General features: G+C 70.6%; 13 protein-coding genes. 7 read left to right on the forward strand and 6 right to left on the reverse strand.

Translation table 11 applies throughout. From position 1 onward, the window contains the following. Positions 1 to 20: 20 nt before the first annotated feature. Genes ABZW11_RS00580 through ABZW11_RS00600 form a run of 5 tightly spaced genes read right to left on the reverse strand, consistent with a single transcriptional unit; the run spans position 21 to position 5,011 of the window. Positions 21 to 239, reverse strand: coding sequence for a hypothetical protein (locus ABZW11_RS00580; protein WP_355411091.1), 219 nt, complete (start codon positions 237 to 239; stop codon positions 21 to 23). Then, on the reverse strand, positions 236 to 1,891 hold the full coding sequence (locus ABZW11_RS00585) for a phospho-sugar mutase (protein ID WP_355411093.1): 1,656 nt from the start codon (positions 1,889 to 1,891) through the stop codon (positions 236 to 238). The genes ABZW11_RS00580 and ABZW11_RS00585 overlap by 4 nt, the downstream gene beginning before the upstream one ends. Further along, complete coding sequence (locus ABZW11_RS00590) at positions 1,888 to 2,703, reverse strand: purine-nucleoside phosphorylase (RefSeq protein ID WP_355411095.1); 816 nt, start codon at positions 2,701 to 2,703, stop codon at positions 1,888 to 1,890. Before ABZW11_RS00590 ends, ABZW11_RS00585 begins: the two co-directional genes overlap by 4 nt. A 2-nt stretch (positions 2,704 to 2,705) precedes the next feature. After that, on the reverse strand, positions 2,706 to 4,010 hold the full coding sequence (locus ABZW11_RS00595) for a M20/M25/M40 family metallo-hydrolase (protein ID WP_355411097.1): 1,305 nt from the start codon (positions 4,008 to 4,010) through the stop codon (positions 2,706 to 2,708). After that, positions 4,007 to 5,011, reverse strand: a complete 1,005-nt coding sequence (locus ABZW11_RS00600; RefSeq protein ID WP_355411099.1) for an Lrp/AsnC family transcriptional regulator — start codon at positions 5,009 to 5,011, stop codon at positions 4,007 to 4,009. The genes ABZW11_RS00595 and ABZW11_RS00600 overlap by 4 nt, the downstream gene beginning before the upstream one ends. 110 nt (positions 5,012 to 5,121) lie before the next feature. Here ABZW11_RS00600 and ABZW11_RS00605 point away from each other — a divergent pair, with 110 nt between their 5' ends. Next, positions 5,122 to 6,426 (forward strand): MFS transporter, encoded by a 1,305-nt coding sequence (locus ABZW11_RS00605; protein ID WP_355411101.1) that lies wholly within the window; start codon positions 5,122 to 5,124, stop codon positions 6,424 to 6,426. On the opposite strand, the gene ABZW11_RS00610 is transcribed toward ABZW11_RS00605, so the two are convergent. Then, entirely contained in the window at positions 6,423 to 6,875 is a 453-nt protein-coding gene (locus tag ABZW11_RS00610; protein ID WP_345396149.1) for a gamma-glutamylcyclotransferase, read from the reverse strand. The two genes, ABZW11_RS00605 and ABZW11_RS00610, sit on opposite strands and share 4 nt — an antisense overlap. Positions 6,876 to 6,948: 73 nt before the next feature. On the opposite strand from ABZW11_RS00610, the gene ABZW11_RS00615 reads away from it, so the two are divergent. From ABZW11_RS00615 to ABZW11_RS00640, 6 genes are all read left to right on the forward strand, one after another. Further along, positions 6,949 to 8,337: an NAD(P)H-quinone dehydrogenase gene (locus ABZW11_RS00615; RefSeq protein WP_355411104.1), complete on the forward strand. Its 1,389-nt coding sequence runs from the start codon at positions 6,949 to 6,951 to the stop codon at positions 8,335 to 8,337. A 152-nt stretch (positions 8,338 to 8,489) separates the two neighbouring features. Continuing rightward, positions 8,490 to 10,775 (forward strand): TIM-barrel domain-containing protein, encoded by a 2,286-nt coding sequence (locus ABZW11_RS00620; protein ID WP_355411106.1) that lies wholly within the window; start codon positions 8,490 to 8,492, stop codon positions 10,773 to 10,775. 17 nt (positions 10,776 to 10,792) lie between these two features. After that, positions 10,793 to 12,106 (forward strand): extracellular solute-binding protein, encoded by a 1,314-nt coding sequence (locus ABZW11_RS00625; protein WP_355411108.1) that lies wholly within the window; start codon positions 10,793 to 10,795, stop codon positions 12,104 to 12,106. After that, a complete protein-coding gene (locus tag ABZW11_RS00630) occupies positions 12,107 to 12,979 on the forward strand; it encodes a sugar ABC transporter permease (protein ID WP_355411110.1) in 873 nt (290 codons plus the stop codon). Then, positions 12,976 to 13,797: a carbohydrate ABC transporter permease gene (locus ABZW11_RS00635; protein ID WP_355411112.1), complete on the forward strand. Its 822-nt coding sequence runs from the start codon at positions 12,976 to 12,978 to the stop codon at positions 13,795 to 13,797. Before ABZW11_RS00630 ends, ABZW11_RS00635 begins: the two co-directional genes overlap by 4 nt. Positions 13,798 to 13,810: 13 nt before the next feature. Next, on the forward strand, positions 13,811 to 16,702 hold the full coding sequence (locus ABZW11_RS00640; RefSeq protein ID WP_355411114.1) for a glycoside hydrolase family 3 C-terminal domain-containing protein: 2,892 nt from the start codon (positions 13,811 to 13,813) through the stop codon (positions 16,700 to 16,702). The last annotated feature ends 27 nt before the right edge of the window (positions 16,703 to 16,729 follow it).

Here is a 16,729-nt window from a genome sequence, read left to right on the forward strand (position 1 = left end):
GGCGCTGTCGGCCTCAAGGGTCAGGGCGGCGGCCAGCAGGGGCAGGAGCGCGTCGGCCGCCCACAGCGGCGCGCCCAGCGGATGCCGCCGCAGCTCCCACTCCAGGTACCGACCGCGTACACGTCATGGTCGGAGTGCGAGGTGGCGGTGCCCTCGCGGGCGTGCGAGCCGCTCAGCACCAGCCCGAGCACCTCCCGGTCCGCCAGGGCCCGGTCCAGGAAGCGCTCGAACTCCGTCACCCCAGCCCCAGCCGCGCGGCGAGATCGGACTTGACGGCCTCAAGCCGCCGCGCGGCATCCGCGCGCGCCTCGCCCGGCGTCGTGGTGACCGGCACGACCACCTCCAGGTAGCACTTGAGCTTGGGCTCGGTGCCGGACGGCCGGACGACCACGCGGGCGTCGTCCGCCAGCCGGTAGCGCAGCCCGTCGGTCGGCGGCAGGCCGCCGTCGCCGCGCGCGAGGTCGTCGGCGGCGGTCACCTCAAGGCCGCCGAGGCCGGCGGGCGGCTCGGCCCGCAGCCGGGACATGGCGTCGGTGATGAGCGACAGGTCGGCCACCCGGAAGGAGAGCTGGGTGGTGGCGTGCAGGCCGTAGCGGCGGGCCTGGTCGTCGAGCAGGTCGAGCAGCGTACGCCCGTCGCGCTTGGCGGCGGCGGCGATGCCCGCCACGGTCAGCGCGGCGCCGATGCCGTCCTTGTCCCAGACCGGCAGCCCCGCGTCGGACCCGACGCTGTAGCCGATGGCCTCCTCGTAGCCGAACACCAGCCCTGGCCCGGCCTTGATGATCCACTTGAAGCCGGTCAGCGTCTCGCCGTACCGCACGCCGTGGGCTCGGGCGATCTTGGCGAGCAGGGTGGAGGAGACGATGGTGGTGGCGACCATGCGGTCGCCGGTGGTGTGCGTGATGACGTGCTCGGCCAGCAGGCCGCCGACCTCGTCGCCGGTCAGCATCCGTACGCCGCCGCCCGGCAGCGGCACCCCCACCGCGCACCGGTCGGCGTCGGGGTCGTTGGCCAGCACCAGGTCCGCGCCGATCTTGCCGGCCAGCGCGGCGGCGAGGTCCATCGCGCCCGGTTCCTCCGGGTTGGGGAAGGCGACGGTGGGGAAGTCGGGGTCGGGATTGCGCTGCTCCTCGACCGCCATCGGGCTCTCGAACCCGGCGGCGAGGAACGCGCCGGTCAGCGTGGCCGCGCCGACCCCGTGCAGCGGCGTGTAGGCCACCCGCAGCTCGCGCGCGTCACCGAGGGGCAGCGCGGTGACGGCCTCGATGTAGTCGTCGACGATGTCCTCGCCCAGCTCCGTCAGCGTTCCAGGGCCGCCGAGCGGCAGCTCGTCCACCCGGCCGACGGCGTCGATGGCGGCCGAGATGCCGGCGTCGACGGGCGGCACGATCTGGGACCCGTCGCCCCAGTAGACCTTGTAGCCGTTGTCGCGCGGCGGGTTGTGGCTGGCCGTGACCGTCACCCCGGCGTCGGCGCCCAGGTGACGGACGGCGAAGGCGAGCACCGGCGTCGGCAGCGGGCGCGGCAGCAGGGTGGCGTGCACCCCGGCCCCGGTCAGCACGGCGGCGGTGTCGCGGGCGAACACGTCGGACTTGTGCCGCGCGTCGTAGCCGATGACGACGTGCCGGCCGGGACCGAGCACGGCCGCGAGGCCCGCGGCGGCGCGCATCACGGTGACCCGGTTCATCCTGTTGGGACCCGCGCCCAGCTCGCCGCGCAGGCCCGCGGTGCCGAACTCCAGCCGCGCCCCGAACCGCTCGCGCAGCGCGTCCAGGTCGTCCCGCTCGATCAGCCCGGCCAGCTCGGCCCTGGTGTCGGGGTCGGGGTCCTGCACCAGCCAGGCGCGGGCCTCGTCCACGAGGCTCCCAGATGGGCTCACAGCCGGGCTCACAGTCGGTCCACCACCTTGGCGAGCAGTACGCCCATGCGGGCGGCCGTCGTCCGGCCCACCTGCAGGACCTCCTCGTGGTCGAGCGGCTCGCCGGACAGCCCGGCGCCCGGATTGGTGACCAGGGAGATGCCGAGCACCTCCACGTTCGCCTCGCGGGCGGCGATGGCCTCCAGGACGGTGGACATGCCCACCATGTCGCCGCCGAGCGTGCGCAGCATGCGGATCTCGGCCGGGGTCTCGTACGTCGGGCCCCTGAAGGCGACGTAGACGCCCTCGGCCAGGGTCGGGTCCACCTCGCGCACCAGCGCGCGCAGCCGCCGCGAGTAGACCTCGGTGAGGTCGATGAAGGTGGTGCCGGTGATCGGGTTGGCCCCGGTCAGGTTGATGTGGTCGCTGATCAGGACCGGGTCGCCGACGTTCTGCGTCTCGGGCCGCAGGCCGCCGGCCGCGTTGGTGAGCACCAGCGTGCGTACGCCGGCCGCGGCCGCCGTGCGTACGCCGTGGACGACCGCGTCGACCCCGAGCCCCTCGTACAGGTGGGTGCGGCCGAGGAAGATCAGCGCGTGCCGGCCGGACGGGGTGCGCACGACGCGGATCTTGCCGCCGTGCCCGGCGACGGCGGGGGCGCGGAAGCCGGGCAGATCGGTGAAGGGGATCTCGCTCACCGTCTCGCCGAGCGCGTCGGCGGCGGGCACCCACCCCGACCCCATGACGAGCGCCACGTCGAGCGGCACGTCGAGCTTGTCGAGGCCCGCGGGGCTGGGCAGCGCCGCGGCGGCCTCGCTGGCCAGGGTGTATGCGTCTTTGGTCACCTTCAGTAGTTTAGGAGCAGCTTGTCCAGTACCCGCACGCCGAACTGGAGGGCGTCCACCGGCACCCGCTCGTCCACGCCGTGGAACATCGAGGCGAAGTCCATGTCGGCGGGCAGCCGCAGCGGCACGAATCCGAACCCGCGCACGCCGAGGTCGGCGAAGAACGTCTTGTTGTCGGTGCCGCCCGACATGCAGTACGGGATCGCCCGCGCCGCCGGGTCCTCGGCCTTCAGCGCCGCGATCATCGACTCGACCAGCGCGCCGTCGAACGAGGTCTCCAGCGCGATGTCGTGGTGCACGAACTCGCGGCGCACCTTCGGCCCGAGCAGCCCGTCGATGGTCTTGAAGAACTCCTCCTCGTGCCCCGGCAGGAACCGCCCGTCCACCACGGCCGTGGCCTGGCCGGGGATGACGTTCGACTTGTAGCCGGCGCCGAGCTGGGTCGGGTTGGTGGTGTTGCGCAGCGTCGCGCCGACGAAGCGCACCAGCGGCCCTATCTTGTCGAGGATGGGCTGCGGGTCGTCCTCGTCGAACGGGATGCCGAAGGCGTCGGCCACCTCGGTCAGGAAGCGGCGCACGGTCTCGGTGTAGGTCAGCGGCCAGTCGTGGGCGCCGATCCTGGCCACCGCCTTGGCGACCTCGGTGACGGCGTTGTCGTCGTTCAGCATGGAGCCGTGGCCGGCGGTGCCGTCGGCGATCAGCTTCATCCAGGCCAGGCCCTTCTGGGCGGTCTCGATGAGGTAGAGCCGCAGCGACGGGTCCACTTCCAGGGAGTAGCCGCCGACCTCGCTGATCGACTCGGTGACGCCCTCGAACAGCTCGGGGTGGTGGGCGGTGAGGTATTTGGCGCCGTACACGCCGCCGGCCTCCTCGTCGGCCACCCAGGCGAAGACGATGTCGCGGCGCGGCCTGATGCCCTCGCGCTTGAAGCGGCGCAGCACCGCCAGCATCATCGCGTCCATGTCCTTCATGTCCACGGCGCCGCGGCCCCAGATGTAGCCGTCGCGCACCTCGCCCGCGAACGGGTCGACCGACCAGTCGGCGGCGTTGGCCGGCACGACGTCGAGGTGGCCGTGCACGAGCAGGGCGGGCAGCGAGGGGTCGGTGCCCTCGACGCGGGTGATCACGTTGCCGCGGCCGGGCTCGCTCTCGATGTACGTCGGCTCGATGCCGACCTCGGCCAGCCTGGCCATGACGACCTCGGCGGCGGCGCGTTCACCGGGGCCGCTGCCGTCGCCGTAGTTGCTGCTGTCGGCGCGGATCAGCTCCACGCACAGGTCGGCGACTTCCCTCTCAGCAGGGGTCATGGTGTGTTCTCCCAACGGTGGTCGAGCGTGAGCAGTCCGGACTTGTGGAGGTGACCGCGCTTGTAGGCGCGGGTGATCAGGGTGAGGTCGACGTCGGTGATCTCGTCGTACCGGCCGACGACGCCGGTCATGAAACGGTAGAGCGCCGCCTCGTGCGCCGCCACGACCTGCACGATGAGGGAGTGCGTGCCCGTGGTCGCGGCGCAGTAACGGACGTTGGGGTGCGCGGCCAGTTGCCGGCCGACCCCGTCGAGGCCGTGGGGGCGGGCCTTGAGCCAGAGCATGGCCTCGACCTCCAGGCCGAGCAGCGCGGGCTCGACCTCGGCGCGGGGCAGTAGCAGCCGCCGCTCGATGAGCGAGGTGACCCGTCTGCGGGCGGTCGGCACGGAGATGTCGAGACGCTCGGCGACCGCGGTGAACGCGATGCGCCCGTCGCCGGCGAGCAGTTCGGCGATCTCCTGCTCCAGCGGCGTCAGGCCCTCCTCGTCGGGCGGCGGCTCCGGCTCCGACTCGGGGAGCGGGCCCGGCCGTAGCTCGGCGACCTCGCGCTCGGTGAGGTAGGGAGCGTGCCACTCGGCGACGGTCCTGAACGTGTGCAGCACCACCTGGGTCTGCGTCTGGAGCACGCCGTCGATGCCGGTGACCTGGGAGGACAGGATGTGATGCAGGTCCTCCCTGGTGGGGGCGACCAGCTCGCAACCGATGTCGGCGGCTCCGGTCAGCGCGTAGACCGAGCGGGTGTCGGCCCGGCCGGCCAGCGCCTTCGCCACCTCGGGCACGGTGCCGGGACGCACCTGGACGTGCAGGTGCACGGGACGGCCGTGGCCGGTGCGCAGGTCGTCGTAGATGGCGGTGACGCGGACGACGCCGTCGGCGATCAGCCGCTGCAGCCGCCGCGCGACCGTGCGCTCGTGCTCGCCCACGGCCCGGCCGAGCTCGCCCCACGACGCCCGAGGGCTGACTTGCAGGGCGGCGACGAGGCGCCGGTCGAGAACATCCACCTAGGGCCGTTTCTATGTCTGGTTTGTAAATGTTTGCCGAGATATTTGACTGTTTCGGTCGTCCGAATGCACAGTAAGCCATCTCTGCAGTTGTCAGCAAAGGAGCCCACGTGGCGACCTCCCCGGTGGCGCAATCACCACTCGGCATCCCCAAGAGCCGTGTCCGCCAGCTCACGGCGGCCAGCATCGGCAACGTCGTCGAGTGGTACGACTGGTACGCCTACAGCTTCCTCGCTCCCATCTTCTCCGCCCAGATCTTCGCCGAGAGCTCGGGCAACAGCCTGGTGCCGCTGCTCAGCTCGTTCGCCGTCTTCGCCGTGGGCTTCTTCATGCGCCCGCTCGGCGGCCTGGTGGTCGGCGCGTTCGCCGACCGCTACGGACGTAAGGCCGCGATGACGTTCACCATCATGCTGATGGGCGTCGGTTCGCTGATCGTCGGCCTGACCCCCACGTACGAGTCGGTCGGCCTGCTCGCGCCCGTCATCCTGACCCTGGCCAGGCTCATCCAGGGCCTGTCGGTCGGCGGCGAGTTCGCCGCCGCCACCACGTTCCTCGTCGAGTCGGCCCCGCACGGCCGCCGCGGCCTCTACTCGAGCTTCCAGTACGTCAGCACCACGATCGGCCAGCTGCTGGCCTCGGGCCTGGCCGCCCTGCTGGCGACCCTCCTGATCGAAGCCGACATGGACTCCTACGGGTGGCGGATCCCGTTCTTCGTGGGCGCCCTGCTCAGCCTCGTGGGCCTGTGGATCCGCAGGGGCGCCGACGAGACCTCCGCGGTCGCGGGCGAGATCCAGAGCGGCAAGGCCGAGCGGCCCAAGATGTTCGAGTTCCTCAAGAATTATCCGAGGTCCGCGGCCACCATCGTGGGCATCACGGTCGCCGGCACCGTCGCGTACTACACGTGGACCACGTTCCTGCCCACGTACGCGCAGATCACCGTCGGCTTCGACGTGGCGGACTCGCTGCAGATCGGCACGATCTCGCTGGTCTTCTTCATGATCCTGCAGCCGCTGCTCGGCATGCTGTCCGACAGGATCGGGCGCAGGCCCATGCTGATCACGTTCGGCATCGGGTTCGTCGTGCTGCCGGTGCCGATGCTCGGGCTGCTGACCGACGCCTACGCGAGTCTGCTGGTCGTCCAGCTCATCGGCATGGTCTTCCTCGGCTGCTTCACCTCGATCTCGGCGGCGGTCAACGCCGAGCTCTTCCCCACCCGGGTGCGGGCGGCGGGCGCCGGGTTCCCGTATTCGCTGACCGTGGCGATCTTCGGCGGCACCGCGCCGCTGATCGGGACGGCGCTGAAGGACGCGGGCAACCCCGGGCTCTTCCCCTGGTACATGTCGGCGCTGGCGCTGATCTCGACCCTGGTCTACCTCTTCGTGCTCAGGGAGACCAAGGACAAGCCGCTCAGCTAACCGCCGTAGGAGGTGCAGGGGCGCTCTCGCAGCTCTTTGACGTAGTCGTCGGGAGCGCCCGCCCGTTCGGCCGCCTCGGCCAGGCTGCCGAGGTAGCGGGCCGACGGCAGGCCGCCCTCGTAGCCGTCGAGCACGTAGAACCAGGCCACGACCTCGCCGTCGAGCGTCTGCACCCGCAGCCGCACCTTGTGGTAGGCCCCGCGTACGGCGCCCTCCCACTGGTCGAGCGAGGTCTCCTCCCACTCGGGCACGTCGTAGAGCACCACGAAGACGTGCTCGTCGGGATCTTCGACGATGGTGGCGACCGCGCCCTCCCAGGCGAGGTCCATGCCGCCGAACGTCAGACGCCAGCCCGGCAGCCATCCGACGCCCCGGATGGGGGAGTGCGGGGCACGCATGGCCATCTGCTCAGGGTCCATGTTGCTGCCGTAGGCGGCGTAGACAGGCACAGCTGACAAGCGTAGCGCCTGAGACCGCGCCCCGTTTCGACCTCGGGCCGGGGCATGCGGGACAATGGGTGACGTGACGAGGATCGTGATCATCGGCGGCGGACCAGGCGGCTACGAGGCGGCGCTGGTGGCCGCTCAGCTAGGCGCGCAAGTCACGATGGTCGAGCAGGACGGCCCAGGCGGCGCGTGCGTGCTGACCGACTGCGTGCCGTCGAAGACCCTGATCGCGACCTCCGTGCGTAAGCAGGCGCTGCTCGACGCCCCCTCCTTGGGCGTGTCGTTCTCCGGCGGGCCCGACGGCGAAGCCGGCACGGTGGGCGTCGATCTGCCGCTGGTCAACAAGCGGGTCAAGGAGCTGGCGCAGGCGCAGTCGGCCGACATCGCGACGCGGGTCGAGGCCGAGGGCGTCGAGATCGTCAGGGCGCGGGGCCGGCTGGTCGATCCGCAGGTGGTGCGGGCCGGCGACCGGACGATCAGGGCCGACGTGGTGCTGGTGGCCACCGGGGCGACGCCCCGGGTGCTGCCCGGCGCCGAGCCCGACGGCGAGCGCATCCTCAACTGGCGCCAGCTCTACGACCTGGAGGAGCTGCCCGAGCACCTCATCGTCATCGGGTCAGGGGTGACCGGCGCCGAGTTCGCCGGGGCCTACCGGTCGCTGGGGTCGGAGGTCACGCTGGTCTCCAGCCGCGACCGCATGATGCCCAACGAGGACGCCGACGGCGCCGAGGTGCTCGAAGAGGTCTACCGGCGGCGCGGCATGAACGTCATGGGCCGCTCCCGGGCCGCCTCCGTCAAGCGCACCGCCGACGGCGTGGTGGTGACGCTGGAGGACGGCCGCACGGCCGAGGGGTCCCACGCGCTGATGACGGTCGGCATGGTGCCCAACACCTCCGGCATCGGCCTGGAGGAGGCCGGGGTGCAGCTCGACCGGGGCGGCTTCATCAAGGTCGACAAGGTCTCGCGCACGTCCGCGCCCGGCGTCTACGCGGCCGGCGACTGCACCGGCGTGCTGATGCTCGCCTCCGTCGCCGCCATGCAGGGGCGCATCGCGGTGTGGCACGCGCTGGGCGAGGCCGTGCAGCCGCTGCGGCTGGCCACGGTGGCCTCCAACATCTTCACCGACCCCGAGATCGCCGCGGTCGGCGTGGCGCAGCGGGCCATCGAGGCGGGCGAGATCGAGGCGAACGTGGTCAAGCTGCCGCTCGCCACCAACGCCCGCGCCAAGATGCAGGGCTTCAACGACGGGTTCGTGAAGGTGTTCTGCCGGCCGCACACCGGCATCGTGCTGGGCGGCGTCGTGGTGGCGCCCCGGGCGTCCGAGCTGATCCTGGCCGTGTCGGTGGCGGTGCAGCAGCGGCTGACCGTCGACCAGCTCGCCCACACGTTCGCCGTCTACCCGTCCCTGTCGGGCTCGATCACCGAGGCCGCCCGCCGCCTGATGCAGCCGGGCGTGTCCATCTAGCCGTCCCGCGCTCCACCGGGGCGCTCGCACAGGCCGAGGCAACCGCCTCGGCCTTTTTCTTCGCGCCTTCCCGCGGGCCGGCACCGTTGACGTTTGTTGGTATGGACAGCAAACTAATTCACGAGTTTGGCGCCCGCGTTGAAGGAGCTTCCATGCCCTATCGCCCTCCCTTGGTCGCGCACGAGTACTTCGTCGCGGACCCGCCCGAGTTGCCGGTCCGCGAGCGGGGCGAGGGCGGCCTGTCGGCGCTCGCCTCGGCGGAGCTGCTCGCGGCCGACGGCGCGGAGGTGCTGCTCAAGGCGGTGACCACGGCCCAGGAGACGCTGGTCGTGCAGGTGGGCGTGGCGGGCGAGGGCGTGATCAGGGTCAGGTTGTCGGAGGACGCGACCGCGCGCCCCCGCTCGGAGGGGGCGATCGCGCTGGTGACGCCCGGCACGTACGCGCAAGCGCGGGCGGTGACCGAGCCGGGCGAGCCGATCGTGATCGACGCGGGCCCGCTGCGCGCCGAGATCGGCCTGTCGCCCTGGCACCTGCGCTTCACCGACGCCTCCGGCGCCACGCTGGTCGAGCAGGACCGCGGCCACACCGACATCAGCGGCCGGCTGCGCACGCTGCCGTTCGGCCGCTCCCGCGCCGCGGGCACCCCGGTGGCCTACCACGAGAGCTTCGCCGCCGCGCCCGACGAGGCGTTCAGCGGGTTCGGCGAGTCGTTCACCCGCCTGGACAAGCGCGGCCAGCGGCCGGTGATGTGGAACTTCGACGCCTTCGGCGCCGAGTCGCAGCGGGCGTACAAGAACGTGCCGCTCTACCTGTCGAGCCGCGGCTACGGCGTGCTGGTGGACAGCGGCGCGCCGGTGGAGTTCGACGTGTGCCAGTCCACGCACAGCGTCGTGCAGATCGTGGTGCCCGACGACGTGCTCGACTACTACGTGATCGCCGGGCCGACGCCGCCCGAGGTGCTGGAGCGTTACGACCGGCTGACCTGCCGGCCGTCGCTGCCGCCGAAGTGGGCGTTCGGCACGTGGATCTCGTCGGGGTTCTGCGTGGACAGCCAGGAGCGGGTGCTGGCCCGGGCGCGCACGATCAGGGAGCGCGGCATCCCGTGCGACGTGCTGCACCTGGACACGTACTGGCAGACCGACGGGCACTGGTCCGACCTGCGGTGGGACGCGAAGAACTTCCCGGACCCCGAGCGCATGCTGGCCGAGCTGGACACGATGGGGTTCAAGGTCTGCCTCTGGATGAACCCGTACGTCTCGCATCTCAGCCCGATCTTCCGCGAGGCCGCCGAAGCCGGATATTTCCTGAAGAATCAGGCGGGGCTCGTCTACGTCGCCGACTGCTGGCACGGCTCCTTCCCCGCCTGCGGCATCGTCGACTTCACCAACCCGGCCGCCGTCGCCTGGTTCAAGGACCTGCTGCGCCCGCTGCTGCGCCAGGGCGTGGCCGCGTTCAAGACCGACTTCGCCGAGGGCGTGCCCGCCGACGCGGTCGCCTTCAACGGCATGTCGGGCACCGACCTGCACAACGTCTACACGCTGCTGTTCAACGACGTCGTGGCCGAGGTCACCCGCGAGGTCAACGGGCACGACCTGGTGTGGGCGCGCTCGTCGTACCTGGGCGGGCAGCGCCACAGCGCCCAGTGGGGCGGCGACACCTACACCAGCTACGCCGCCATGGGCAGCACGATCAGGGGCGGCCTCGCGCACGGCCTGTCGGGCGTGCCGTTCTGGAGCCACGACGCCGGCGGCTTCACCGGCCGCCCGACCGACGACCTGTACGTCCGCTGGACCCAGTTCGGCGCATTGTCCCCGCTGGTGCGCCTGCACGGCACCACCACCCGCGAGCCGTGGGAGTTCCCCGCCGTGGAGGCGGAGGCGGTGGCCGCGCTCAGGCTGCGCTACCGGCTGATGCCCTACCTCTACTCGGCCGCCGTCGAGGCCGCGCGTACGGGGGCGCCGATGATGCGGGCGCTGTGCGTCGACCACCCTGACGACCCGGTGGCCTGGCAGGCCGACCTGGAGTACCTGCTCGGCCGCGACCTGCTCGTGGCCCCCATGACCGCGCCGGACGGCGTCAGGCAGGTCTACCTGCCGCACGGCCGGTGGGTGGACTACTGGACGGGCGAGGTGCTGGAGGGCGCCCGCTACGTCCGGATCGGCACGCCGCTCGACCAGATCCCGCTTTTCGTCCGCTACGGCGCGCTCATCCCGGTCCAGGAGGAAGGGGACACGGTGGACGTGCCGCCCGAGATCACGCTCGTCGCCTTCGGGGGCGGCGACGGCACGGTCCACATCCACGACGCCGACGGCCTGACGGTCGCGGTCGCCACCAGGGACGGCGACGAGCTGCGCGTCGCCGTCACCGGCCCGAAGCGCGTCACCGGGGTGGACATCGTCCCGGTGGCCGGAGCTCCCGCGCGGGCCGTCATCTCGTAACACCCCCTGGAGGGATCATGGTCAGATCACGAGGCGCGGCGGTGCTGGCCGTCGCCGTGCTCGCCCTGTCGGCATTGTCGGCCTGCGGCTCGGGCGGCTCGGAGAGCCCCGCTCCGAGCGGCACGGAGCCGCGCGTGCTCAAGCTCTGGCACTACGAGAGCGCCGAAAGCGCGATGGGCAAGGCGTGGGCGGAGGCGATCAAGAAGTTCGAGGCGTCGCATCCGAACGTGAAGGTCGAGTTCGAGGAGAAGGGCTTCGAGCAGATCCAGAAGACCGCGAGCATGGTGCTCAACTCGGACGAGGCGCCCGACCTCATGGAGTACAACAAGGGCAACGCCACGTCGGGGCTGCTGTCGAAGCAGGGCCTGCTGAGCGACCTCAGCGAGGAGGCCACCAAGCGGGGCTGGGACAAGCTGCTGCCCGGCGGTCTGCAGACCACCGCCAAGTACGACGACCGCGGCGTGATGGGCTCCGGCAAGTGGTACGGCGTGCCCAACTACGGCGAGTTCGTGATGGTCTATTACAACAAGGACCTTTTCGCCAAGCACAAGGTCGAGGTGCCGGCCACGTACGAGGAGTTCACCGCCGCGCTGGACACCTTCGTCAAGGCCGGGGTGACCCCGCTCGCCAACGCCGGCGCCGAGTACCCGGCGCAGCAGATCCTCTACCAGCTCGCGCTGACCAAGGCGCAGAAGCCGTGGATGGAGGCGTACCAGCTCTACAAGGGCAGGGTCGACTTCCACGGGCCCGAGTTCACCTACGGCGCGCAGACGTTCGCCGACTGGGTGAAGAAGGGCTACATCGCGAAGAACTCGGCCGGACTCAAGGCGGAGGACATGGGTGTGGCCTTCATGAAGGGCGAGTTCCCCATGGTGATCAGCGGGAGCTGGTGGTACGGCCGCTTCGCCTCGGAGATCAAGGACTTCGAGTGGGGCCACTTCCTGTTCCCCGGCGCCGCCATGTCGCCGGGGTCGAGCGGCAACCTCTGGGTCGTGCCGGAGAACTCCGAGAACAAGGACCTCGCCTACGACTTCATCGACATCACGATGAGCAAGGACATCCAGAACCTGCTCGGCAACTCCGGCGGCGTCCCCGTGGCCGCCGACCCCGGCGCGATCACCGACGAGAAGAGCAAGGAGCTCATCGAGACCTTCAACAAGCTGACCGCCGCCGACGGCCTGGCCTTCTACCCCGACTGGCCCGCGCCCGGCTACTACGACGTGCTGGTGGCCGGCGTCCAGAACCTCATCAACGGCAGCAAGACCCCTGCCCAGGTGCTGGACGAGATCGCCGGGCCGTACGAGGACAACCTCGCCGACCTGGGCAACTAGATGAGCGTTCGTACGAGTGGCAGGCGAGGTTACTGGCTCTACCTGGTGCCCAGCCTGCTGCTGTTCCTCGCCGTCATCGTCGTGCCGTTCGTGATGAACGTCGGGACGAGCTTCACCCGCTGGTCGGGGGTGGGCACGCCGCGCTGGATCGGGCTCGACAACTACACGCGGCTGCTGGCCGACGAGCGGTTCTGGGAGTCGTTCCAGCACAACGTGGGGCTGATCGTGGCGATGGCGATCGTGCCGACCGCGATCGGGCTGGTGCTGGCGGCGGCCCTGTTCGACTACATCGGCAGGAGGTTCGGCGCGCGCACGGCCTCGGCGCTGCGCGCGATGTACTACCTGCCGCAGGTGCTGCCGGTGGCGGTGGCCGGCGTGGTGTGGGGCTGGATGCTGCACCCCTCGTACGGCGCCGTCAACCAGATGCTCGGCCTCGACCTCGACTGGCTCGGTGACCCCGACCTGGCGCTGGCCACGGTCATGGGGGTCATGGTGTGGTTCCAGCTCGGCTACCCGGTCGTCATCTTCATGGCCGGGCTGCAGCGGGTGGACCCGTCCTACTACGAGGCGGCCGAGATCGACGGGGCCTCGTGGTGGCGCAAGTTCTGGCACATCACGATCCCGCAGATCCGGCCGGAGATCTTCGTGGTGCTGCTGACCTGCACGATCGCGGCGCTGAAGGTGTTCGGGCCGATCTTCGTGCTGACCCGCGGCGGGCCCGGCAACGCGACGATGGTGCCGTCGTACTTCTCGTACCTGAACTTCTTCCAGAAGAGCAACGTCGGCTACGGCTCGGCGATCGCCACCGTGCTGGCGCTGATCATCATCATGGTGACGTTCCTGTTCCTGCGGGTGCAGGAGCGTGAGTCATGAGGGGCCCCGGGCGGTGGGCGGTGCTGTTCGCGCTCGTCGTGCTGGCCGTGGTGATGATCTTCCCGTTCGTCATCGTGGCGATGAACGCGATCAAGTCGCCGGCCGAGTACAGCTCGCAGGGGCCGCTGAGCCTGCCCGACGGGCTCTACCTGCAGGGCATCGTGGACTTCTGGAACCGGGCGGAGTTCGGCACCAAGCTCTGGAACAGCTTCCTGATCAGCGCGTCCGTGGCGGTGCTCGCGGTCGTGCTGTCGGTGCTCAACGCGTACGCGCTGGGCATCGGCCGGGTGAGGGGCCGGCTGTGGATCCTCGTGCTCTTCCTGGTGGCCAACACGCTGCCGCAGGAGTCGCTGGCCTATCCGCTGTACTACCTGGCCAAGGCCGCCGGCCTGTACGACACCCAGCTCGCGGTGATCATCGTGATGACCGCGATCCAGGCGGCGTTCGGCACCTATCTGCTGAGCGCGGTGCTGGGCCAGTTCCCGAAGGAGATCCTGGAGGCGGCGGCGATCGACGGCGCGGGGCGGCTGCGCGCGCTGCTGAGGATCGTGGTGCCGATCAGCCGGCCGACGATCAACGTCCTGCTGATCTTCTTCTTCATCTGGACCTGGAACGAGTTCTTCCTGCCGCTCATCTTCCTGATCTCGAACGACACCCAGACCGTGCCGGTGGCGCTCGGAATCCTGCAAGGGGAGCGGTACATGGACGCCACCATGTCCAGCGCGTCGGCGCTGCTCGGCGTGCTGCCGGCGGTCGCCTTCTTCCTGATCTTCCAGCGCACGCTGACCCGAGGTGTGACGGTCGGCGCCATCAAGTGATGGAGACCCCAAGATGCGAAAAGTCCCGTTATTAGCCACCCTTACCCTGGCCGCGTCCCTGCTCGCCGCGCCCGCCCAGGCCGACCCGAGCCACCCCTTCCAGAATCCGGCGCTCCCGCTCGACCAGCGGGTCTCCGACCTGCTCGGCCGGCTCACGCTGGACGAGAAGCTCAGCCTGCTGCACCAGTCGCAGCCCGCGATCCCCCGGCTCGGCATCGGCTACCACAAGAACGGCACCGAGGCCCTGCACGGCGTCGCCTGGTCCAACCACCTCGACGACAACTGGAACCAGAAGTTCGCGAGCGGCACGGTGTTCCCGCAGGCCGTGGGTCTGGCCAGCACGTGGGACCCGGAGCTGGTCAAGCGGGTCGGCTCGGCCGTGGGCGACGAGGCGCGCGGTTACAACGCCACCGACCCCGTCCTGTGGGGGCTGCAGGTCTGGGCGCCCGTGGTGGACCTGCTGCGCGACCCCAGGGCCGGCCGCAATGAGGAGGGCTACTCCGAGGACCCGCTGCTGACCGGGGCCATGTCCACCGCGTACGGCAGGGGCCTCCAGGGCGACGACCCCTTCTACCTCAAGACCGCGCCCGTCCTGAAGCACTACCTGGCCTACAACAACGAGACCGACCGCAGCCTCACCTCCTCCAATCTGACGCCCAAGCTCAGGCACGAGTACTACGAGCCGGCGTTCAAGGCGGCGATCTCGGCCGACGCGGCGACCGGGGTGATGGCGTCGTACAACCTGGTCAACGGGCGGCCCAACCACGTCAACCCCGACCTGGACACCGTCGTCAGGTCGTGGACCGGCAAGACGCTCTACAACGTCAGCGACGCCTGGGGACCACACGCGCTCACCGATCTGGAGCACTACTACGAGGGCAAGCCCGAGGCGTTCGCGGCCGTGCTGAAGGCGGGGCTCGACAGCTTCACCATCGACGGCAGCGACATCGGGCCCCTGGTCACCAACCTCAAGGCGGCGCTCGACCAGGGCCGCATCACCGAGGCGGACGTGGACAAGGCCGTCGGGCGGGTGCTGTCGATCAGGACCAGGCTCGGGCACTTCGACCCGGACGGCGGGCCGTACAAGAAGATCGGCGCCGATGTGATCAACAGCGCCGCCAACCAGAAGCTGAACCGCGAGACCGCGGCGAAGGCGGCCGTGCTGCTGAAGAACTCCGGCGTGCTGCCGCTGGGCAGGCCGAAGTCGGCGGCCGTGGTCGGGCCGCTGGCCGGCAAGCTCTACCGGGACTGGTACTCGGGGCAGTTGCCGTACCAGGTGACGCCGCTCGACGGGATCAAGGAGCGGGTGCCCGGCGTGACGACCGGCGAGGGGCTGGAGCGCATCGCGCTCAAGCACGTGGACAGCGGCAAGTACCTCACCGCCACCGGCACGGGGCCCGACGACAACGCCGCGCTCACCGACACCGCGCCCACCGCGCCCACCGTGGCCTCCCAGTGGGACCTGACCGACTGGACCGGCGGCGTCTCCACACTGCGCAACGCCGGCAACGGCCGGCTGCTCGGCGGCGACTGGCGCTCGCTCGACACCGACGACGCCGAGCCCGACGGCTGGTACGTCTCCCAGCAGTTCGCCCTGGAGAAGCAGCCCGGCGGCGCCTACCTCATCAGGTACGCCGGCTACGAGACGGTCGAGAGCTGGTTCGCGCTGCCCGACGCGTACGTGGGCGTCACCCCGGAAGGCACGCTCGGCCTGGTGCCCAAGGCGCAGGCCGCCGCGTTCACCAAGGAGGTCGTCTCCGACGGCATCGCCGAGGCCGCGGCGCAGGCGAAGAAGGCGCAGGTCGCGGTCGTGGTGGTGGGCAGCCACCCGTTCGTGGCCGGCCGCGAGTTCCACGACCGCGACACGCTGAAGCTGGGCGAGGGCCAGCGGCGGCTGATCGAGGCCGTGCGCAGGGCCAACCCGCGCACCGTGGTCGTGCTGGAGACCAGTTACCCGGTCATCGTGGACGCGCCGACGCTGCTGTGGACCACGCACGCGGGCGCCGAGACCGGGCACGCCATCGCCGACGTGCTGTTCGGCGACGTCAACCCGGGCGGGCGGCTGCCCCAGACCTGGCCGGCCGGCGACGACCTGCCGGACCTGCTGGACTACGACCTGGTCAAGACCGGCATGACGTACCTGTACAACAGGGACAAGCCGCTCTACGCCTTCGGCCACGGCCTCAGCTACACCACGTTCGGCTATCAGGGCCTACGCGTGCAGGGCGAGCAGGTGAGCGTGAAGGTGACCAACACCGGCAAGGTGACGGGCGACGAGGTCGTGCAGCTCTACACCCACCAGCGCGGCTCGCGCTTCGCGCAGCCGGTCAAGCAGCTGCGCGGCTTCCAGCGGGTGACGCTGAGGCCGGGGGAGAGCCGTACGGTGAGCTTCCCGTTGACGAAGGCGGACCTGGCCGTCTGGGACCACACCCGGAACAAGTGGACGGTCGAGAAGGCCACCCACGACGTGCTCGTCGGCTCCGCCTCCGACCGCATCCGCCAGTCCACGACGCTGCGCGTCTCCGGCGAGACGATCCCCGTACGCGACCTGACCAAGCCGACCAGGGCCATGGACTTCGACGACTACGCGGGCGTCGCCTTCGCTGACGCGAGCAAGGTGAGCGGTGAGGTCGTCGAGGGCTCGGCCGGCGGCTGGCTGGCCTTCACGCGCGCGTCGTGGGGCTCTCGGTTCACGGCTTCGGTGGCCTCGACGGGCGGCGGCTCGTTCGAGGTGCGGCGCGGCTCGCCGACCGGCGCGCTGCTCGCGACCGTGCAGGTGCCCGCCACGGGCGGGATCTACCAGTACGCGGACGTGACCGCGACGGCGAAGGCGGGCTCGGGCGACCTGTACGTGGTGTTCAAGGGCGACCTGCGGATCAAGGATTTCGCGTTCACCAGGTCGTGATCAAGGTTCGGCAGACTCTGCGATCTC

The sequence above is a fragment of the Nonomuraea sp. NPDC004580 genome, from assembly GCF_040609855.1.
GTDB classification, from domain to species: domain Bacteria; phylum Actinomycetota; class Actinomycetes; order Streptosporangiales; family Streptosporangiaceae; genus Nonomuraea; species Nonomuraea salmonea.